The 21,037-nt window shown below is 38.9% G+C and carries 24 protein-coding genes and 1 riboswitch; of the genes, 19 read left to right on the plus strand and 5 right to left on the minus strand.

Annotated features, from left to right (window positions below; translation table 11 throughout):
- Positions 1–77: 77 nt before the first annotated feature.
- The 4 genes from ACX9YW_RS00730 (at position 78) to ACX9YW_RS00745 (ending at position 2,594) form a co-directional block, all read left to right on the plus strand.
- Positions 78–467 carry a globin domain-containing protein gene (locus tag ACX9YW_RS00730; protein WP_460340291.1) on the plus strand — a complete coding sequence of 130 codons (390 nt, stop codon included), beginning with the start codon at positions 78–80 and terminating at the stop codon, positions 465–467.
- A 74-nt stretch (positions 468–541) separates the two neighbouring features.
- Positions 542–670: a hypothetical protein gene (locus tag ACX9YW_RS00735; RefSeq protein WP_460340296.1), complete on the plus strand. Its 129-nt coding sequence runs from the start codon at positions 542–544 to the stop codon at positions 668–670.
- 199 nt (positions 671–869) lie between these two features.
- Positions 870–1,898, plus strand: coding sequence for an LPXTG cell wall anchor domain-containing protein (locus ACX9YW_RS00740; RefSeq protein ID WP_460340299.1), 1,029 nt, complete (start codon positions 870–872; stop codon positions 1,896–1,898).
- Positions 1,899–1,910: 12 nt separating this feature from the next.
- On the plus strand, positions 1,911–2,594 hold the full coding sequence (locus ACX9YW_RS00745) for a class D sortase (RefSeq protein WP_460340304.1): 684 nt from the start codon (positions 1,911–1,913) through the stop codon (positions 2,592–2,594).
- 50 nt (positions 2,595–2,644) lie between these two features.
- Here the strand turns inward: ACX9YW_RS00745 and ACX9YW_RS00750 are convergent, their stop codons facing one another.
- Together ACX9YW_RS00750 and ACX9YW_RS00755 are read right to left on the minus strand one after the other, a co-directional pair.
- Complete coding sequence (locus ACX9YW_RS00750; RefSeq protein WP_460340307.1) at positions 2,645–2,824, minus strand: small, acid-soluble spore protein, H family; 180 nt, start codon at positions 2,822–2,824, stop codon at positions 2,645–2,647.
- The gene (locus ACX9YW_RS00755) at positions 2,824–3,132 is read right to left on the minus strand and encodes a hypothetical protein (protein ID WP_460340309.1); all 309 of its coding nucleotides are present in this window, start codon (positions 3,130–3,132) and stop codon (positions 2,824–2,826) included. The genes ACX9YW_RS00750 and ACX9YW_RS00755 overlap by 1 nt, the downstream gene beginning before the upstream one ends.
- A 168-nt stretch (positions 3,133–3,300) precedes the next feature.
- On the opposite strand from ACX9YW_RS00755, the gene ACX9YW_RS00760 reads away from it, so the two are divergent.
- The 4 genes from ACX9YW_RS00760 to ACX9YW_RS00775 all read left to right on the plus strand — a co-directional run bounded on the left by ACX9YW_RS00760 (position 3,301) and on the right by ACX9YW_RS00775 (position 6,071).
- Entirely contained in the window at positions 3,301–3,996 is a 696-nt protein-coding gene (locus ACX9YW_RS00760) for a sigma-70 family RNA polymerase sigma factor (protein WP_460340312.1), read from the plus strand.
- A gap of 21 nt (positions 3,997–4,017) precedes the next feature.
- Positions 4,018–4,602 (plus strand): ATP-dependent Clp endopeptidase proteolytic subunit ClpP, encoded by a 585-nt coding sequence (gene clpP, locus ACX9YW_RS00765; protein ID WP_460340315.1) that lies wholly within the window; start codon positions 4,018–4,020, stop codon positions 4,600–4,602.
- Positions 4,603–4,770: 168 nt separating this feature from the next.
- Positions 4,771–5,370, plus strand: a complete 600-nt coding sequence (locus ACX9YW_RS00770) for a uracil-DNA glycosylase (RefSeq protein WP_460340317.1) — start codon at positions 4,771–4,773, stop codon at positions 5,368–5,370.
- A gap of 2 nt (positions 5,371–5,372) precedes the next feature.
- Entirely contained in the window at positions 5,373–6,071 is a 699-nt protein-coding gene (locus ACX9YW_RS00775) for a DUF421 domain-containing protein (RefSeq protein WP_460340320.1), read from the plus strand.
- 8 nt (positions 6,072–6,079) lie between these two features.
- Here the strand turns inward: ACX9YW_RS00775 and ACX9YW_RS00780 are convergent, their stop codons facing one another.
- A complete protein-coding gene (locus ACX9YW_RS00780) occupies positions 6,080–6,961 on the minus strand; it encodes a TetR/AcrR family transcriptional regulator (protein WP_460340323.1) in 882 nt (293 codons plus the stop codon).
- A gap of 186 nt (positions 6,962–7,147) precedes the next feature.
- On the opposite strand from ACX9YW_RS00780, the gene ACX9YW_RS00785 reads away from it, so the two are divergent.
- On the plus strand, positions 7,148–8,677 hold the full coding sequence (locus tag ACX9YW_RS00785; protein WP_460340326.1) for a DHA2 family efflux MFS transporter permease subunit: 1,530 nt from the start codon (positions 7,148–7,150) through the stop codon (positions 8,675–8,677).
- A gap of 71 nt (positions 8,678–8,748) precedes the next feature.
- On the opposite strand, the gene ACX9YW_RS00790 is transcribed toward ACX9YW_RS00785, so the two are convergent.
- On the minus strand, positions 8,749–9,234 hold the full coding sequence (locus ACX9YW_RS00790) for a QueT transporter family protein (RefSeq protein WP_460340329.1): 486 nt from the start codon (positions 9,232–9,234) through the stop codon (positions 8,749–8,751).
- Positions 9,235–9,240: 6 nt separating this feature from the next.
- Positions 9,241–9,285, minus strand: a riboswitch (PreQ1 riboswitch).
- A 193-nt stretch (positions 9,286–9,478) separates the two neighbouring features.
- Between ACX9YW_RS00790 and ACX9YW_RS00795 the strand changes: the two genes are divergently transcribed.
- The 3 genes from ACX9YW_RS00795 (at position 9,479) to ACX9YW_RS00805 (ending at position 12,718) form a co-directional block, all read left to right on the plus strand.
- Positions 9,479–10,744, plus strand: coding sequence for a cysteine desulfurase-like protein (locus ACX9YW_RS00795; RefSeq protein ID WP_460340332.1), 1,266 nt, complete (start codon positions 9,479–9,481; stop codon positions 10,742–10,744).
- 155 nt (positions 10,745–10,899) lie between these two features.
- On the plus strand, positions 10,900–11,499 hold the full coding sequence (locus ACX9YW_RS00800) for an NADPH-dependent FMN reductase (protein ID WP_460340335.1): 600 nt from the start codon (positions 10,900–10,902) through the stop codon (positions 11,497–11,499).
- 118 nt (positions 11,500–11,617) lie between these two features.
- Positions 11,618–12,718: an FAD-dependent monooxygenase gene (locus ACX9YW_RS00805; RefSeq protein ID WP_460340338.1), complete on the plus strand. Its 1,101-nt coding sequence runs from the start codon at positions 11,618–11,620 to the stop codon at positions 12,716–12,718.
- Positions 12,719–12,801: 83 nt separating this feature from the next.
- On the opposite strand, the gene ACX9YW_RS00810 is transcribed toward ACX9YW_RS00805, so the two are convergent.
- Positions 12,802–13,314 (minus strand): acyl-CoA thioesterase, encoded by a 513-nt coding sequence (locus ACX9YW_RS00810; RefSeq protein ID WP_460340342.1) that lies wholly within the window; start codon positions 13,312–13,314, stop codon positions 12,802–12,804.
- A 271-nt stretch (positions 13,315–13,585) separates the two neighbouring features.
- Between ACX9YW_RS00810 and ACX9YW_RS00815 the strand changes: the two genes are divergently transcribed.
- The 7 genes from ACX9YW_RS00815 (at position 13,586) to ACX9YW_RS00845 (ending at position 20,890) form a co-directional block, all read left to right on the plus strand.
- Positions 13,586–15,337, plus strand: coding sequence for a peptide ABC transporter substrate-binding protein (locus tag ACX9YW_RS00815; RefSeq protein WP_460340345.1), 1,752 nt, complete (start codon positions 13,586–13,588; stop codon positions 15,335–15,337).
- 69 nt (positions 15,338–15,406) lie between these two features.
- Positions 15,407–16,336, plus strand: a complete 930-nt coding sequence (locus tag ACX9YW_RS00820) for an ABC transporter permease (RefSeq protein ID WP_460340348.1) — start codon at positions 15,407–15,409, stop codon at positions 16,334–16,336.
- Complete coding sequence (locus tag ACX9YW_RS00825) at positions 16,336–17,265, plus strand: ABC transporter permease (protein WP_460340351.1); 930 nt, start codon at positions 16,336–16,338, stop codon at positions 17,263–17,265. Before ACX9YW_RS00820 ends, ACX9YW_RS00825 begins: the two co-directional genes overlap by 1 nt.
- A 15-nt stretch (positions 17,266–17,280) precedes the next feature.
- Positions 17,281–18,288 carry an ABC transporter ATP-binding protein gene (locus ACX9YW_RS00830; protein ID WP_460341233.1) on the plus strand — a complete coding sequence of 336 codons (1,008 nt, stop codon included), beginning with the start codon at positions 17,281–17,283 and terminating at the stop codon, positions 18,286–18,288.
- A 6-nt stretch (positions 18,289–18,294) separates the two neighbouring features.
- Positions 18,295–19,275: an ABC transporter ATP-binding protein gene (locus ACX9YW_RS00835; RefSeq protein WP_460340354.1), complete on the plus strand. Its 981-nt coding sequence runs from the start codon at positions 18,295–18,297 to the stop codon at positions 19,273–19,275.
- A 90-nt stretch (positions 19,276–19,365) separates the two neighbouring features.
- Complete coding sequence (locus ACX9YW_RS00840; protein WP_460340357.1) at positions 19,366–20,109, plus strand: GTP cyclohydrolase II; 744 nt, start codon at positions 19,366–19,368, stop codon at positions 20,107–20,109.
- 112 nt (positions 20,110–20,221) lie between these two features.
- On the plus strand, positions 20,222–20,890 hold the full coding sequence (locus tag ACX9YW_RS00845; RefSeq protein ID WP_460340360.1) for a hypothetical protein: 669 nt from the start codon (positions 20,222–20,224) through the stop codon (positions 20,888–20,890).
- Positions 20,891–21,037 lie beyond the last annotated feature (147 nt).

Raw genomic sequence — 21,037 nt, forward strand, 5'->3', positions numbered from 1 at the left:
TCGTGTGATTTATATCACGAAATTGAAATTGTTTTACCATTATAATCATAAGAAAAAACATATTGAAGGTGAAAATATTGGATTATCCATTTAAATCGCTTTATTACGAAATTGGCGGACAAGAAACAATTGATAAATTGGTTAATGCATTTTATCCACGCGTCTATGCAAATGAAGAACTTAGACCTTTGTTTGAAGGAGATATGGAAGAAATCAAACGAAAACAAAGAATGTTTTTGCCGCAATTTTTAGGTGGACCAGCCCTATACAGTCAGGAGTTTGGGCCTCCTGCCATGCGCGAAAGACATTTACCGTTTGAAGTTACTCCTTATCGAGCTAAATGCTGGTTAGGTTGTATGAAAGAAGCTTTTGAAGAAATAGGGCTTTATGAAACAGCTGCTGGGAAAGCTTTTTATGATCGCCTAACTCAAGTAGCTGGAATAATGGTTAATAGCCCGGATCGTTAAAAAAACAGCTTCTCGGAGAGTAGGATGAAACATTTTACCCCATTTGGTGCATCTTAATGTTGGAGGTGACAAAAATGAGGGGTAAAGAGGAACAAGCCTTTCCGAATGTGAAATTAGGTGGAAAGATTGTGAAAGAAAAGGGAAGAGTTAATGGCGAATTGGGCAATGACCCAGATATACAAACCAGTAGGAAAAAGAAATAGCGTTATAAAAAAAACAACCTTAAGGGGTTGTTTTTTTTATGGATTAAATAAGCTAGTCCTAACATTAGGGAAAATGGTCTAACTATTTCATGTAAAATTAGTTCTTTTGTTGTAGCTTAAGGTTTTAAAAAATGGGGTACTTGATGAACTGTTAACGATTTGAAAGTTTTACAATTTTTTCATAAAAGGAGGATTAAAATTGCAAAAAAATCGGTTGGTTGGTTTTATCGCGTTTTGTTGTTTATTATGGACCTTTACACCTAATCTTTTAGTCTTAGCCGATTCCCAGGTTGAAACTACCTCTGCATCAGAAATAGAAGTAAATAATAGCATAGTCACCGCCTCGTCTCTTGAACTTTCTACCACAAGACACACTGGAATCCATCTCCATCTATCGAACTGTCCTGAAGTATATACCCAAATCTTTGTGAAAATAAAAGGCGAATGGCTAGAATTAACACAACAAGGGAACTCCGCCCTCTATAAAGCACTTGATGGCGGTGAATTTGTCAGTGATGATATTAGAGAATTTAAATTTATTACCGAAGCAAAAGAAGAAATGATTGTTTCCGTAAGTGAAATAAAAGTTGGAGTGGAAGCAGAAGGGACGATTAATTACTGGTTAGAAAAATGTCTCGGGACGACACAACCGATTGAGGCTCCCAAAGATGATAACAATATCAAAAATACGCAGATTCACATTCATTTAAAGGATTGCCCTCAGGAATTTTTGCAGGTATTTGTTCGTATAAAAGAGGAATGGCTTGAGCTAATTCGTCAAGGAAATTCCTCACTATATAAAGCTCCGGATGGCGGTGAATATGTTCAAGATGATATTTCTGAATTTAAGTTTATTATTGAGTCTAAGAAGGAAATCATTTTACCTGTAAATGAACTGAAGGTTGGAATGGAAGCACAAGGAACCATTAATTACTGGTTAGAAAAATGTCTTCAAAATGAAGATCCACCATCCGATGAAGGGGGCATAGGGCCGGTAGATGGTGAAGAAAACAATGACGAAGATCCTGTTATTGGTGGTGGGAATGATGATCTTTCTAGTCACCCACCTGGTCAAATAGGCGGGGATGACGGGACTAATGTAGACTCTCCAACTGGAACATTACCCCAAACAGGTGATACAGGAAATTTATTTTATTATGTTTTTGGTCTCGTATTAATTAGTCTGGGTGCCTTTCTCTTATTAAGGAAAAAAGGATCAATGGTATAAAGGAGTTGTAGGATGAAGGTATTTATTGCCATCGGATGTATGATCACTGGCATTTTATGTTTGGCGTATCCTAAACTTATGGAAAAAATTCACAATCAGCAACAAACCGAAATTTTGCAGGTATGGGAACCCAACACGATTGGGATGATAGATGAGTCGGCCATCATCCCGAAAGCTTTAAAAAAAAATTTTATCGAATTAGATCGTGTTTTAATAAATGAGCCAGTTGAACTAGCTGCCGAAGAGGAGACTATTCAAACGCAAACTCCAACTCCAAAGCAAACAGTCCAAAAACAACTACCTTCTAAAATGGTCGGTGTGATATCAATCTCAAAAATAAAGGTGACACTGCCGATATTGGAAGGTACTAGTAAAAAAGTATTGGATGTTGCTGCTGGCCACCTAGAAGGCTCCGTACTTCCTGGCAAGAGCGGTAATTCTGCTATCGCCGCCCATCGAAGCAGGACATATGGTCGGATGTTTAATCGCCTTGGCGAAATGAAATTAGGGGACGAAATTACCGTAGAAACCAAAAACGGCTCGTTTCGTTACGTTGTTTTTAAAAAACTGATTGTCACGCCTGATGACTTGTCCGTACTTAGAAATTACGGGGATGAAAAAGTGATTACTCTGATCACTTGTCATCCTGTTAAAAATCCAACGCATCGATTAATCATTCAGGCTAAAATGTCTTAAAAAAAGGATAGATGGAAGCTTTTTTACAAGCTTTCGTCTATCCTTTTTTCTTAGCTTTCTTCCAGGGCATCAATGGCAACCAACCTGCGATGATCATGATTGCCTCTTTGCGATACCATTGCCATGCTAGAGGTTGGCTCGATATTTTCGATCCAAACGGGGACTCCATGATAATGGACTGATATTTCTTCGTCAGTTGCGATGATGGCTTTAATGCGATGTAAGTCCACTAGCTTTCACCTCGATTACCTGATGGAGCATCACGATATGGGTCTTCGCTTTCCTTACTATTTTCATCATGGGTTGGATGTGCACCTGGGAATTGTCTAGGAAGACTCTCATGGAAATTTCTATTTTCATAAGTAAAAGCACTGTAAAATTGCTGGCCATGCTCCCAAGGTGTATCTTTATTGCTAACGGGTTTATTTTTATTGATGGATGAGCCAAAGGGCCCCTCGGGAAATTCTTCAGACGTCAGAAAAGTTTTTTGCGTTTCAACAGTTGAAAAATCAGTATATTGTTCATCCTTATCGCTCATTATTCGCACCTCATAAATCATATCGTTTATTATAGTATGAACGAAGGTGTGATATTTATGTTGATGAAAGAAAAATGGCCATATGGAAAAATTTTATTATCTACCCGTATCTTTTTATATACGCTCAACCGTTAAAAGGATAGAGAGGTTGTAAAGGAGTGAAGGAAAATGTCAAACAATAGGGGCATCATAACTACCACCATTACGGAAAGTGAAGAGGATCGGCAAATGCTTCATTTTTATCCTGGATTGGTTCGCTATTGTCGATTTCTTTCAAGAAATAAATGGGATGGGGAAGACCTTGCCCAAGAGACGATGTTAAAGGCATCGTTGTCTTATCAGTCTAATGATGTAAGTTCCGCCTTATTAAATAAAATCGCCTATCATCAATGGATTGATTTAATGCGAAAAAAGGAACGGGAGGTTGTTGGAATCCCCGATGAAATCAATGAAATACAAAAGGAAAGCTCTCCAGACAGACTGATGGACACTGTCAAATATCTGTTAAATCAACTCACACCTAAACAAATGGTTATTTATTTACTTAAAGAAGCCTTTTCCTTTCGTTCAAAAGAGATTGCAGAAATACTAAATACATCGGAAATGGCTATTAAGTCCACGTTACATCGCGCTAAAAACCGTTTGAAAAGAGAAGAACACCTTCATTCCAATGATGGGTTTTGGTCCGAGGAGGAAAAGGAGCTACTAAGTGATTTAGTTTATCAATCACTTCAGGCAGAGGATCCTCAAGTGCTCATTGAAAAAATGGCCGATTTTCCTTCAATTGTAAGTGCCCCTAGTTTGCCAGAAGCAAAGATGTCACTTTCACCTCTCTATTCTTATTGCATAGCAAATGCAGCATAAAAGGAAAGGATGGGATTATTAATGGGTACTATTCCTTATGTAATTGAACAATCCAATCGTGGAGAACGTTCCTACGACATTTATTCAAGGCTTTTAAAGGATCGGATCATTATGATCGGTGACGAAATAAATGACCAGGTAGCAAACAGTGTCATTGCTCAGCTCTTATTTTTAGAGGCAGATAATCCTGAAAAGGATATATCGATTTATATTAATAGTCCTGGAGGATCAACTTCAGCGGGATTTGCCATTTTCGATACAATGGAGCTGATTAAACCGGATGTAAGCACGATTTGTATTGGTATGGCAGCTTCCTTTGGAGCGATGTTACTTCTTGCTGGAACAAAGGGGAAGAGATATGCACTACCTAATAGTGAAATCATGATCCACCAACCATTGGGTGGAGCAAGAGGGCAAGCAACCGAAATTGAAATCTCCGCCCGTAGGATTCTAAAACTACGTGAGCACGTTAACCAAATCATTTCCGAACGAACCGGTCAACCCGTCGATAAAATCGTCAGAGACACCGACCGCGACTACTTTATGAGCGCCCAAGAAGCCCTAGAATACGGCATCATCGACAAAATCATTAGCCGAAAACCATAAACCCTTCACCACTTAAAAGCATGTGTTTTTTTAAAAGCACTAAAGCCCTTTAGCGCTTTAATAAATTTGGGGACAGTCCCTACATGCTTTAAAGTGCTAAAGGGTTTTTGTTTAGTATTATTTTTTTATTGTGGAATGATATGGGTAAAAGGGTTAAGGGGGATAAGGATGTCTAATTTCTGCCCTGTTCTATGGCCAGAGGATCCTACACCGGATGGTCAAAATGACTGTATGGAATGTGGTTTATACAAGCACGGTTCGCGCATGATTTGGGGAGAAGGTAACCCGAAAGCATCTATACTGGTTCTTCTTGATAATCCAGGTGCACGCGAAAACCGAGAGGGGAATCCATTTGTCTGTGGGACTAGACAAGCATTGCAAGAAGCTGCCTATCTGGTGGGGTTATCAGTAGAAGACTTATATATTACTTATATTTTAAAAAGAAGACCTGTGCGTGCTTACGATAAAGATCAGGTACGGCAAACTTGCATGGTGCACCTGGAACTACAGCTTCAAACCATGCAGCCTGAGTTGGTCTTATGCTTAGGAAATGTAGCTGTACAAGCATTTTTTCATAACCCGGAAGCTGAAGTGAAGGAATTGCGAGGATTCATCCATCAAGTTCAAGGTTTTCCAACAGCCGTTGCCTATCATCCATTAGCGGTTAGAAGGCGACCAAATCTTTGGAACCTATTTTTGGAGGATTGGCAATTGGTCGCAAATAAAGTTAGCCAATCATTACCTACCAAACTAACTGGAGGAGGTTAAATATGGGTATTGCCGAACTTTCTATTCGAATTTTATTAGCATTTTTAGTTTTATTTACCTTAACCAGAATGATGGGGAGAAAGGAAATTAGTCAGCTAACATTTTTTAACTTTGTTTCAGCGATTGCAATCGGAACAATAGGTGGTGCGATTGTAACAGATTCAGCCTTGAGTATTCGAAATGGAGTATTGGGGTTAATTGGTTGGTCCATTTTAACCATTGCAATGGGATTATTAGATATTAAATCCAAACAGGCCAGAAAAGTAATTGAAGGTGAGCCGGTGATTGTTGTAAAGAAAGGTAAGATTATGGAGGACCAACTTCGAAAGCAACGTTTAGATATGGACGAATTACGAGCTATGCTTCGAAAAAAAGAGGTTTTTTCATTAGACGAGGTTGAATACGCCATTTTTGAAACAGATGGAACTTTATCTGTTATGAAAAAAGAGGAAAAGCAACCAGTAACTAAAAAAGATTTAAATATACCTCAAAAATCAGGTAGCATCGACCCAATTGTAACCCAGGTCGTTTCCGATGGAATCATATTAAATCATCATCTTGCCAATCTTAACTTGGGGCCAAAATGGCTCGAACAAAAACTAAAGGAAGCAGGTGTGGAGTCGGTAGCAGATGTCTTTTATGCAGAAATCCAACCAGATGGAAAACTATATATTGATAAGCGGAACGACCTTTTACATTAAAATAACGCTCAGTCCAATCTGAGCGTTATTAGTTCCTCCAATATTTTCAGTTGAGCATTTCCGATAAAGTATGGACTGGTTTTAACAGTAGAAAATGCACTTTCGATTAAGAATTTTCGATGATTTTTTGTCTCTAGTAATTCTTCTAACATAAAGTCTAACAACTCTTGATACTTGGCTTCATCTACTGTATTTGTTAGCGAACTTTTTAATTCTGTTATACAATGGGTAAGTTTCTTTTGATACTCTTGGCAGTTCTGTTTTTTGTTTGGAATCCATTGATCTAAGAAGTTATTCGGAATCAACGGAGATTCCGTCCCCTCAAATCCATCTACCATTTTTACGATCCTATTTATACTATACCGAATCACTCGTTCAAGATTAAAATGGGATTGGTTTGCCATATGAAAAAATTTCATATTTTCGCGGAGGATTCCCATAAACATGATCGCGCAATCAAGTAGAAACGCTTGTTTTTTCTCGCCAAATATGTCTAAGAACCGTTCGTATAACCAGTAAATGTTCCGCATTCGACCTGTTTCCATAAATTGTTTAAGTTCTTTATCGTTGGATGAAAGAACCTCTTCAAACAACGAAATCATTTTATTTTCGCGGTTGGTATTCATTTGTAAAATGATCTGCTTAATAAAGACCTCTATATCGGAACGATCCTCTCCAATTAATAGTTCATTGCGTTTTATCTCCAACTCTTGGTAGGTAGATTTAAATATCGCAATTAATAATTCGTTTTTTGAGGAAAAGTAATTATAAAATGTTCCTTTCGATATCCCGCTTACGTCGAGGATATCTTGAATGGAGGTCGATTGAAACCCTTTTTCAATGAAAAGTTTATGGGCTATTTGAACAACGTTTTGTTTACGATTTATCATGAAAATCACCTATGAAAAGAATTATACTATCAGTATAAGTTAATATTACATAATAACACCATATTTAACAAACCTCAAATTTTCCGCTAAACTTTTTTATTGCAAAAGTTGAACTATCGGTATAATATAGGTAAGTATGAAAAAGGGGTATAAAAAATTGAACAATAGGTTTAAAGGAGGAATACGATGGATCAAACGATGAAAAAGACCACCTCACGTCCGCCATATGGAATTATATCTATTTTAATGATTGGTGCCTTTATAACGTTTTTAAACAATACGTTATTAAATATTGCCTTACCATCCATTATGAGTGACTTGAAAATTGATGCTTCAACCGTTCAGTGGCTGACAACTGGCTTTATGTTAGTTAACGGAGTATTGATTCCAACGACAGCATTTTTAATACAGAAATATTCAGTTCGCGCCTTATTTTTAGCGGCAATGGGGCTATTTACTGTCGGTACTATTTTAGCAGGTGTTGCCCATATATTCCCGGTTCTATTAGCAGGTCGGATGATCCAGGCTGCGGGTTCGGCCATTATGATGCCACTGCTAATGAATGTAATGTTAGTCAGCTTTCCTGTAGAAAAAAGAGGAGCAGCGATGGGAGTGTTTGGTTTAATTTTAATGGGGGCTCCTGCCATTGGGCCAACACTATCAGGTTGGATTGTAGAACACTATGATTGGCGAATGCTGTTCCATTTTATTACACCAATTGCCATTATTGTCTTATTGATTGGTTTCTTCTTATTAAAAGATAAAAAGGAAAAAGTAGATATTCGTCTAGATTTTGGCTCAGTTTTATTATCAAGCTTAGCTTTTGCAGGACTTTTGTATGGATTTAGTTCTGCGGGTAAAAAAGGCTGGGATAGTCCGGAAGTTTATGGAACATTAATCATTGGAGCGATTGCTTTAGTTGTGTTTATTGTACTTCAATTAAAGCAGGATAAACCGATGCTTAACTTTAAGATTTTCAAATACCCAATGTACGCCTTATCGATTACCATTTCGATGATTGTTACAATGGCTTTGTTCTCCGGTATGATTTTGATGCCGATTTATGTGCAAACCCTACGTGGTATTTCACCTATGGATGCAGGGTTGTTGATGCTTCCAGGGGCAATTGTAATGGCCTTAATGTCACCTATTACAGGAAAATTATTTGACAAATTTGGAGGTCGTGTCTTAGCTATCATCGGTTTAGCCATCCTGACAATCACAAGTTTTTATTTCAGTAAATTAACTCTTGAAACAACTTATACTCAATTGATTGTTCTGTACACAATTCGTATGTTTGGAATGTCAATGGTTAACATGCCAGTTACTACTAATGGTTTAAATCAATTGCCTAAACGTTTCTATCCACATGGTACTGCAATGAACAATACCTTACAGCAGGTGTCTGGTGCAATTGGAACAGCCTTGCTAGTAACGGTCATGACTAACCGTGCTAAAACGCATGCAACAGAACTTGGCGAAGCGGCGATGAAAAAGTTCACATCACCACCATCTGCTGAGGCACTTGCACAAATGAAACAGCAAGTCATGGCTCAAGGGATGCTTGAAGGAATCAATGACGCCTTCTTTGTTACCGTATTTATTTCGGCAGTGGCGCTAGTGCTCGCATTCTTCATCAAACGTGCTAAACCAGCAGAAGAGCCGAATCAAGAAAAACCAGCCATACAAGTTCAACCAAAAGTAGCCGAAAACTAAAAAACACTTTAACACTTTAAAGCGTGTGGGGACAGTCCCCACACGCTTTAATGCGTTAAAGTGTATGTGTATTATACCATTTTTTCAAGTTGGATTCGTTTGTTTAATGCATATATAATTGGTGCACCGATGATCATAACGACGAATTCACCAATCGCCGTTGTGAGCCAGCCCATATAGAAAGGCACACCAAAGGCTAAATGAAGCTCAATGGCAATTAAGAACATCGTAAAGGTAAATACTAGAGTATTTACAATCATGCGCCACCAAATGTTTGCAATGTACTTGCAGCATACAATCGTAATCAATAAAGCAATAATAGATTGACCGACACCGAAAATTAAATCATAGGCCTTCATCGGTGAGAAAAATAGATTGGTTAAAAAGACGCCAAGGACAATTCCATAGATGTATTTCTTATTAAAGACAACCAAATGGTTGAACATCTCGGAAATACGGAATTGGACTTGTGAAAAAGCCAAGGGTTGAATAAGAAATGACACAGCAATATACAAAGCTGCAACAATTCCATTTCCAACAAGTGTTTTAATATTCATTTTTCATCTCTCCTAGTTTTTTATCGTGGGATGGTTACGAACCACGTCATACACTCAGATTCATAATTTTATAGGCAAATAGCTATTAGGTCAACAACTTTCTCAAAAGCCCAAAAATAAAAAGGAAAAAACAAATATATACAGAATATTAAATATAATCAAAAAATACACTTTAACACTTTAATGTGTGTGGGGACAGTCCCCACATGCGTTAAAGCGTTAAAGTGGAGAAGGGGTGTTGGGTATGGCTGATTTGTTTCCAATTGAGGCTGTAAGAGAGAAGTTTCCTGCTTTGAACAAGGTGGATGGTGAAGGAAAGCCAATTGTGTTTTTTGATGGTCCAGGTGGGACCCAGATGGCAGAACCTGCTTTAGAAGCTATGACAGGTTATATCCGTAATGGGATGGCCAATCTTCACGGCACGTTCCAAACAAGTGTTGCAACAGACTCTTTATTAGAAGAGGCTCGTCTAGCCGTTTCAGATTTGCTTGGTTGCAAGCAGAATGAGGTAGCTTTCGGAGCCAATATGACCACTTTGGCTTTTGCCATTGCTCGTAGTTTATCGTCCTTTATTGTGGAAGGCGATGAAATCGTCGTAACTGAGCTAGATCATAGAGCCAATGTTGATCCATGGGTCACATTAGCAAAAGATAAAGGTGCAGTGGTAAAGTTTATTAAACTTGATCCGGAAACCTTTCAATTAAAGCTGGATGAATTAGATCAAATTATTACTCCTAAAACAAAACTAGTCGCAGTTGGAATGTCTTCCAATGTAACCGGAACAGTAACAGATGTAAAATCTGTTGTTCAAAAAGCTAAACAACACCATGCACTGGTTGCGATTGATGCTGTTCATGCTGCTCCACATTTACCAATTGATTTTCAAAACATTGGTTGTGATATTCTACTATGCTCTGCCTATAAATTTTTCGGCCCACACGTGGGTATAGCTGTCATCACGGAGTCTCTTTTTGAAAAACTACCAGTTTATAAGCTTCAAACAGCTCCTGGAGAGATTCCTTTTAAATTAGAGACGGGCACACAAAACCACGAAGGAATTGCCGGCATAATTGGCGCCATTAACTTTATTGAGGAATTAGGAACTGGACATTCCCGGCGTGAAAAAATTCTTTCCGGAATGCAAGCAATCGAGGAATATGAAAATGAACTGGCTAGTGAAATCGATCGTTTCTTAACAGAAATACCAAATCTTAAACTTTTCAGGTCTCCTTCAGGTCGAAAAACACCTACATTTGCGTTCACAATCGAAAATCATCACTCAAGGGACGTTACAGACTGGCTAACCAAACAATTTAATTTGTGTGTGGCAGATGGAGATTTTTACGCTTCCACAATGGCAGAAATTTTACAAGTGCATCCAGTAGGAGGCTGGATTCGAATTGGTCTTGCTCCATATAATAAGTTAGAGGAAATTCAATTATTTAAAAAAGCGATTCAAACTTATCTTGGGTTGCCATTAAAGGATAAAAACTTTATCAATCAACTATAATCACCATAAACAGACGTAAGCCAGCGATGGTTTATGTCTTTTTTTGTCGAAAAAATATCTTTAAGTGTTGACATCTACTTAAATAAGCATTATTATTTATCTTGAAATTGAGATATTCAAATTAAAGGTAAAGTACAAGCATGGAGGTGGCTGTAATGGGTTTTTTCGATAAATTATTTGGAAATGTACAAAAGGAGGAAGAAACAATGACTAACCAAAAATTAAAAATTGGAATCATTTTAGGAAGCACACGTCAAGGTCGAGTAAGTCCACAAGTTGGGGAATGGGTAAAAAGTATTGCCGATAAACGAAATGATGCTGAATATGAAATTGTTGACATTGCCGATTATCAATTACCATTTTTAGGTGAAGGTACTGGTCAAGAAGAAGGAATTGCCGCTTGGAATGAAAAGCTTGCTAATTTAGATGGATTTGTATTTATTGTACAAGAATACAACCATAGTATTACTGGGGCATTAAAAAATGCACTTGATTTAGCTCGTGAACCATGGAACAACAAAGCTGCAGGTATTGTGAGCTACGGTTCCACAGGAGGTGCTCGTGCGGCTGAACATTTACGTGGAATCATGGGAGAATTAATGATTGCCGACGTTCGGGTTCATCCTACACTTTCATTATTTACAGACTTTGAAAATGGATCAGTGTTCAAGCCAGCTGATTTACATTTAACGAATGTTAATGCAATGCTTGATCAAGTACTTACTTGGAGTGCAGCTTTAAAAACAATTCGATAAACTTTAGCAGGAGGGGATAATATTCCCCTCCTTTCACATTGGTATGTTAAAATAGTTTAGGCTTAATCTATACATAATAATAACAGTAGAGTTAATTCATGTTTCTGTAGGTGATCTAATGAAAATTGAGACAGATGTTTGTATTGTTGGTGGTGGCCCCGGTGGCGCCTTACTAGCATATATTTTAGCGAAAAATAATATTTCAACTGTCCTTTTAGAGCGTCATGAAAAAATTGATAAAGAATTTAGAGGCGAGCATCTAAATGAAGAAGGCGAACAAATTTTAAAGCGTTACGGCCTTTATGAAAAAATCGAACAATATGGCCTACTACTTATGGAGAGAGTAGAGTATTGGGATCAAGGACATGTGATTAAAACAATCATTCCACAATCCGGTAAAAGACATGTAGGTATCCATGTACCGCAAAATCATCTCCTTCGAGTTATTTACGATGAATTGCAACAATTGGAAACGAACCGAACACTATTAGGGACAACGGTTACCGAATTAGTTCAGGATGATCAAGGACGGTATATTGGGGTAAAAGCCAATCGGAATGGAGAAACCATAACCATCCGTAGTTCAGCTATTGTCGGGGCCGATGGTCGATTTTCAACAGTGCGCAGGTTAGCACAAATACCAACAACTATGATTAAACACGGTTACGATTTGCTTTGGGCGAAAATCCCTAGTCCTCGCGGATGGGAACCCACAATAAAATTAGCGTTGGTTGATGAAAAACAATTAGCTATTTTTACGCAATTCGGCGGATTTATTCAAATCGGTTGGGGGATAGAAGAGGATTCTTATTCCAAATTAAAGAGTCAATCATTCGAACCGTTTATTTCCCGGCTTAGTGCCGCTTTTCCCGAATTAAAAGAAACAGTTAAACAACATATTACTGCTTGTAAAGATTTCGTTGTATTAAAGGTCCAAAGCTGTCGCTGTGAGACATGGGTCAAGGAGGGGCTAGTTATCATGGGAGATGCCGCGCACACCATGAGTCCAACAGGTGCTATTGGGATTAACAGTGCATTAATAGATGCCGACACCTTGGCAAGTGTCATTACAGAATCTGTAAATACAAAAGATTTCAGTCTTCAACAACTTAAAAGATTTGAGCACTCTCGCCGCCAAGTGGTCGAAAAACAACAACAAGAACAAATGCAACGTGAAGCCACCTACCAAGAAAACTTCATCACCGCATTCACACACTAAATCACCAAAAACCCTTTAGTGCTTTAAAAAACTTGGGGACAGTCCCCACATGCTTTAAAGCGCTAAAGGGTTTTTCTATTGGTTTAGTATTTTTCGATTTGTTCGGCTAGGTAGATGCTGAGTTGGCGCCGGTTTTTTCGGAGTTGCATGCGATCAGTCGCGCTTTCAAATAGATATTTTTCTTCTTCGGTTTCCGGATAGACCTCTGGAACGCGTTTTGGTCTTCCTTTTTCATCCAATGAAACAAACGTGATGAAACTTGTGGCCGCCACCTTGCTATCTCCAGTAATAAGATGTTCAGCAATAACTTTCACAAAAACCTCCATGGAACTATTCCCCGTATAGGTAACAAATGATTCCAAATGAATGGCGTCCGTTGGACGGATGGGATGTAGGAAATCGACCGAGTCCATCGAAGCCGTCACTATGCTCGCCCGGCAATGCTTCTGTGCAGAAATCGAAGCGACCACATCGATATAGGACATTAATTTCCCCCCAAACAAAGTTTGATGGTTATTTGTATCAGGAGGTAAAACTCGATTGGTTTGAAGAACCCGTGAATCTCGACATGGCTTACGTTCTAAGTTGTTTGTCATAACTATTTTTCTCCTTTATCTATCGATTCTCCCATTTTAGCCGAAAATTTCATGTAATGTAAATAATCGACGGAATTATTACAGTTTGTCATTTTATTGTAATATTTCCTTGCTCTCTTAAATATATTTATTTACTAGCTTAGACTCGGTATCTTGACTTCCAATTTGAAACAAGAAGATACCAATTTACGAGAAAGAAAAGGGGGTATGCACGTTTCAATACTCATTATCGGAAAATTCGAATTTTCAACAAAAATCAGGAGGTTTCATAATGAAAAAAAGATTCCATATCTTTTTGTCGGCATTTTTTGCCATGATGCTCGTTTTAGCCGGCTGTACAACAACTGGTGAAAAAGCAGACCCAGGCAAGAAAGATGACCCCAAAAACGAAGAAACACCAGTAGCGAAAAAGATTCTACGCACCAATAACCATTCTGAACCAGGCGCACTACATCCAGGTCTAGCACAAGGAACACACGATTCATGGGTCATTGATCATGTGTTTGAAGGATTAACTACAAAGTCTCAAGACGGAACCATCCAACCCGGAATGGCTCTAACTTGGGATACAAGTGAAGATGGCTTAACATGGACCTTCCATTTACGCGATGGTATTAAATGGTCAAACGGCGATCCTGTTACAGCTGCTGACTTTGAATATGCTTGGAAATTTGCCCTAGATCCGAACTCAGCCTCTCAATATGCCTATCAGTTGTATTATCTAGAAGGTGGTCAAGCCTATAACGAAATTGGTGCAGACGTGCTAAAAGAATATGCGAAGGCAGTCGAAAAGGCTGAAGAAGATGGCACTGAACCTCCAGAAAAGCCGGTTATCCCTGAAAGTGATCTTCAACCTGCTCGTGATAAGGTTGGTGTTAAGGCACTAGACGAAAAAACACTTGAGGTTAAACTAGCAACAGCAACGCCATATTTCCTAGATTTAACCTCGTTCTATACGTATTATCCTATTAATAAAAAGGTAGCTGAAAGCAACCCAGACTGGTTCAAGGACGCTGCTTCTTTTGTCTCAAATGGCGCGTTCAAATTAAAAGAGTGGAAGAATAAAGAAAGTATTACATTAGCCAAAAGTGAAAACTATTATGATGCAGCTAAGGTCAACTTAGATGAAGTATTATTATACATCATCGAAGATAACAACACGGCATGGCAAATGTACCAAACAGGAGAAATCGATTTATTGGATAATCTTCCTACAGAAGTTACCGGTAAGTTAATTGCTGAAAATGCCCCAGACTTCCATAATGCGGCAGAGCTTTCTACTTACTATTACAACTTAAATTCAAAGGTAAAGCCGTTTAACAATGCGAAAATACGCAAAGCATTAGGTATGGCAATTGATCGCCAAACCCTAGTGGAACACGTTGCGCAAGGTGGACAGATGCCGGCGTTTGGGGTAGTTCCTCCGGGTATGCCTGATGTGAGCGGGGACTTTAGAGAAAACGCAGGGGCCTTATTTGAAGAAAATGCGGAAGAAGCTAAAAAGCTTCTTGCTGAAGGTTTAGCGGAAGAAGGAATGAAAGAATTCCCTAAAGTAACCCTTCTTTATAACACACACGAACTTCACAAAGTTGTAGCAGAAGCCATTCAAGAAATGTGGCGTAAAAACCTTGGCATCGAAAACCTTACTCTAGAAAACGTAGAATTCCAAGTAAAACTTGACCGCGAACAATCAGGAAATTATATGATTAGCCGCGCAGGTTGGATTGGGGATTATGTTGATCCAATGACGTATCTAGACCTATGGCTAACCGATGGACCATACAACGACGCCAACTATAGCAATCCTGAATACGATGCATTGGTCAATTCGGCAAAGACAACGATGGATGTCAATGCTCGTATGGATGCAATGCATAAAGCGGAGCAGATTTTAATGGACGACATGGCGATTATTCCAATCTATTACTATACTAGACCGCATGTCTATAAAGAAAATGTCACAGGAATTTACACGTTAATTAACCGCCAGCCGTCCTTTAAATATGCGGATATTAAGAATTAATTAAATCTAACGAGAGATTTGGGTATGCTAGCCATTAGCATACCCAATCTTGTAAAAAGAGGGATTTTCATGCTCAAATTTATCGTTAAACGGATCCTGATGGCGATTGTGACGATCTGGGCAACTGTTACGATTACCTTTATTATCATGCACAGTATTCCAGGGGATCCATTTGCAAGAGAAGGGACAATGCCGGAAGCCGTCTATCAAAATCTTCGCTCGTTCTATAATTTAGATGAACCGCTTCATGTCCAATATTTACTGTATTTAAAACAAATTGCCCAATTTGATTTTGGACCGTCCTTAAAATCTTCTACCTTAACAGTAAACGATTATATTAACAAAGGTTTCCCCGTATCGGCACAATTAGGCATTCAAGCACTGCTAGTAGCCGTTTTCTTTGGCTTAATCCTTGGTGTCATTGCTGCGATGAATCGAAATAAATGGCCCGATTATTTCGCTATGGTTTTGGCGATTATCGGTATTAGTGTCCCAAGCTTTATTTTAGCCACCTTTCTAATTAATTTCTTAGCAGTAGAATGGCGGCTATTCCCAGTTGCCACCTGGCAAACACCAAAGCATACAGTTCTACCAACCCTTAGTTTAGCGATGTTGCCAATGGCTTTCATTGCGAGACTGATGCGTTCCAGTATGCTCGAAGTGTTGAATCAAGATTATATGATTACCGCTAAGGCGAAAGGACTAAGTAAAGGCTTTATTCTTGTAAAATATGGTCTCAAAAATGCGATTTTACCAGTCGTTACCGTCTTGGGAATTATCGCAGCCAATTTAGTAACAGGAAGCTTTATAGTTGAAATGATTTTTGGAGTTCCGGGAATTGGGGAAATGTTTGTAAAGGGAATCTTTAACCGTGACTATCCAGTCATCCTCGGCTCTACGATTGTTTATAGTGTCGTTTTAATCATTTTAATTTTAATTGTTGATATTGCTTACACCTGGATTGATCCAAGAATTAAAGTGACGGGGGAGAAAAACTAATGTCTAAAAATATCCAATTAACGGAAGAAATGTTTACCCCTGTCGATGATAACTTTAAAGATGCCGAAAAAATCGCCAAACCTAATATTTCTTATTGGGGCGATGTTTGGCGTCGGTTAAAAGAAAATAAATTAGCCATGCTTGGATTCATTATCATCATCATCTTAGCAGTAATGGCGATTATTGGTCCTTACTTGAGCGGCTATACCTATTACGAGCAAGACTTTACTCGCAAAAACTTACGTCCTAACGCGGAGCATTGGTTTGGGACCGACACCTCCGGGCGCGATATTTTTACAAGAGCATGGTTCGGAGCAAGGATTTCCTTATTTATCGGACTGATGGCCGCCCTGATTGATTTTGTTGTCGGCATAATCTACGGTGGAGTTTCGGCCATTAAAGGCGGTAAGGTCGATAATTTTATGATGAGATTAGCGGAAGTATTATTCTCCATTCCGTATTTACTAATGGTCATCCTCATGATGATCGTTTTAGAACGTGGAATGTGGCCAATTATAGTTGCGATGACAATCACAGGCTGGATCCCGATGGCAAGGCTTATTCGCGGACAGGTTTTACAATTAAAGGAATATGATTATGTCCATGCTGCAAACGCAATGGGAGCACCGTTGAGCTGGACCCTTCGTAAACACCTTATTCCGAATACAATGGGGCCGATATTAGTTAACGTGACCTTAACGGTTCCGACAGCGATTTTTGCGGAGGCCACCTTAAGTTTTCTTGGCCTTGGTATTCCAGCACCTGAAGCAAGTTGGGGCACAATGGCAAGCGATTCATTAAGCAGTATTTTGGTAGGAAATTTCTATCAGCTTGCAATTCCAGCCTTGTTAATCTCGGTGACGATGTTTGCCTTTAACGTTTTTGGTGACGGGTTACGAGATGCCCTCGATCCAAAACTACGAAAATAGCAGGAGGTGATCATGATGGAAAAACTTTTACAAGTAGAAAACCTGCACGTCACCTTTAAAACATATGGTGGAGAGGTGCAGGCGGTTAGAGGTGTGAATTTTTCAATCAAAAAAGGAGAAGCCGTCGCCATCGTAGGCGAATCAGGCTGTGGAAAAAGTGTGACTGCCAAATCAATCATGAAGCTGTTAGCAGAACCTCCTGCCTATTACAAGGAAGGAAAAATTCTCTTTCATGGCAAGGACCTACTCACACAAAGTGAACACGAAATGAAAAAAATTCGTGGCCATAAAATCAGTATGATTTTTCAGGACCCGATGTCCTCACTAAATCCGACAAGTAAAATTGGAGACCAATTAATCGAGGGTCTAGTGAAACATAAACGATTACCAAGAGCTATGGCGTTTCAGCATGCCATTAAGATTTTAGAGCGGGTAGGCATCCCTAATGCAAAAACACGTCTCAAGCACTACCCTCATGAGTTTTCCGGTGGGATGAGGCAAAGGGTCATGATTGCCATGGCGCTCGCTTGTGATCCCGAGCTGATTATTGCCGATGAACCAACAACGGCTCTTGATGTGACGATTCAAGCGCAAATCTTAACCTTAATGAAGCGTCTCCAAAAAGAAACAGACACCTCGATCATATTAATCACCCATGACCTCGGAGTTGTTGCTGAAGTATGCGATAAAGTGATTGTTATGTATGCAGGGGAGGTTGTTGAAACAGGTACGGTCGAAGAGATTTTTAAACATCCAACCCATCCTTATACAAGGGGATTAATGAAGTCTGTACCGCGTTTGGATATGAATCGGAAGGAAAAATTATATTCAATAATCGGTAGTCCGCCTGACTTATTGGACCCTCCAAAAGGCTGCTCGTTTTTTCCTCGCTGCGAATTCGCCATGAAGGTCTGCCGGGACAACCACCCAGACCTTGAACCAATTAGCGGAAAGCAGCAGGCTGCCTGCTGGCTCCACCATCCATTGGCACAGGCTGCAGTAACGAAGGCAAAGGGGGAATAGACTTTTATGACAGTCAACCAAACAGAAGAACCACTCATTAAAATCAAAAAATTAAAAAAATATTATCGAGTAGGCGGTCGTTCACTCAAAGCCGTTAATGATATTAGTCTAGACATTTACCCTGGGGAAACCATTGGACTTGTTGGCGAAAGCGGCTGTGGAAAATCAACCGCAGGAAAAACCATTATTCGAATGCATAAAGCAACTTCAGGTGAGGTCCTTTTTAATGGTGTAAATATTTTCAAATTAAAAGGAAAGTCAATGATTAAATACAAGAAAGATATGCAAATCATCTTTCAAGACCCCTATTCATCATTAAATCCACGAATGACCGTAGAGGACCTAATTGGAGAACCACTTGATATCCACAAGCTTGCAAGAGGGAAGGAGAGACGGGAACGAATTATCGAACTTTTAGAGTTGGTCGGACTAAATCGAGAACATATTAGCCGGTTCCCACACGAGTTTAGCGGGGGACAACGCCAACGAATCGGCATTGCCAGAGCACTAGCCTTAAACCCTAAATTCATTGTCTGTGACGAACCGATATCTGCTCTTGATGTTTCTATCCAAGCTCAGGTCGTTAATCTGCTAAAGGACCTTCAACAAAAAATGGGTCTAACCTATTTATTTATTGCCCATGATTTGTCAATGGTTAAATATATTTCTGATCGGATTTTAGTCATGTATTTAGGAAATATGGTTGAATTAACGGATAGCGACTCCCTTTATAATGATCCGTTACATCCTTACACTCAAGCATTGTTATCGTCCGTCCCTCTCCCTGAGCCAAACTTAAAAAGGGAAAGAATCGTTCTTGAAGGTGAAGTTCCGAGTCCTCTTGACCCTCCAAGCGGTTGCGTATTTCGGACAAGATGTAGTAGGGCAATGGATATTTGTGCAAAGACTTCACCCGAGTGGAGTGAGGTGAAACCAGGCCATTTTACTGCCTGCCATTTATACAATGAGAATGCATCCCTGTCATGATTGGCAGGGATTTTTGGGATACTTGTAATAGTTATTCCATGTAAAAAACATACTAATGAAGAAGCTTTTACTTCGTTTAGGAGGCCCATTATGCTCGCAACCAACGCGGTTACTATGTTAAAAAATAAAATCCAATTAATTAGGTACCATAACAAAGCCATTTATTTAGTAGGACCAATCAAGTTACCAGTAAATCTTTATGGTGAAACGGAAATCTTTCAATGGTATTGCTGGCTTCATTGTGATGAAATTACGGACAAAATGGAACGGATAATTGAAAAATTATCATCAGCCAATTTAGCAGAAATGCAACAATCCAGCGTTTTAGTGTACGGTGATTTTGCCAATGCCGATAACGCACTCATTCGAATGCACAGTATCTGTCATACCGGTGATATTTTTGGCAGTAAGCGCTGTGACTGTGGCTTTCAACTCAAGCGCTCCATGAAAATGATCACAGAAAATGGGACAGGGGCACTCTTTTATTTAGCCAATCATGAAGGTAGGGGAATCGGTCTATTCAGTAAAGCGATGGCCTATGTCTTGCAGGAAGAGGGGTTAGACACCGTAGAAGCAAATCTCTCATTAGGCTTTGTGGATGACGCCCGTAATTATGATGATGCTATAGAGGTTTTGAAAAATCTACGAAACAAACCGGTTACATTAATCACCAACAACCCCAAAAAACTAGATGCTTTACAAAAAGCCGGTTTAAATGTGTCAGGTCGTGAGCCACTTTGGGGTGATGTTTCCAAATATAATGAAAAATACCTACAGACGAAAATACATCGTTCCGGTCATTTTGAAGGGGAACAATCTGACGAAAGAGTCTAGAGAACCATCAATCTCGATTGATGGTTCTCTTTTTTCGTTAAAAATTGACTAACTATTCAATTATTTACATAATATGGAGTAGATAGATATATGATTAAAAGGGGAGAAACAGGTGAGGATCAAAAAAGGTTACATCATTATTGGAATTGTGTTAGTAGTAGCGTTTATTGTTGGCGTGATAAACGAAGATCGGTTCAAAAAAGAACAAGTCAGTTTATTTACTGAGAAAAATGTCTATGAGACAAAAATAACGGAAAGTTGGAATGTGTTTAAAAAAGAACAAGAAATTTCCAAGGATGCTAGGTTAGATTCTTTCTCAATGATTTTAAGTCCAAATGGCGATTTTGCTAATATCAAACTTAAAACGATTGAACCTAGAGGAAAAAAATATAATGTTCTTAATTTCAAAGAGTGTATTTCTTGTCCAGGTCAACAAGCAAATGAAAAAAGTTTATGGAATGACCCGGCTATCGAAGTACCTAAGTTTTCAAAAATGATGCCGGTGGACCAATTTTTCACCATACTTGACAAACTCAAAACACAAAAAGTTTTTACAAATGAAAAAGATAATGCCTTATTCTTAGTTCGATCCAGACTTTGGAGTGATGAAATCAAACATCCAGGGAAATACCTGCGCTGGGATGGAACTCAATTAACGTCCATTGAATCGACAACGGAGCAAAATCCTTTACAAGGCTATATTTTACAAGTTGTTCGAAACAATGATTGGAAGGATTTTATTTCTGATGAAAATACGATTAACATTATCATAGGAGAATAGAAATAACAAAGGCTACGGACACCGTAGCCTTTTCGTTTATTTCGAGAATTTATTTTTCGAATATTCAATTATTTCTCGGGAAAGCGCATAATTAGACAATTCCCGTATGAACATTGTCGGATTGTGTTATATGTTATATGTATTTGT

The organism is Pseudoneobacillus rhizolycopersici, from assembly GCF_054786815.1.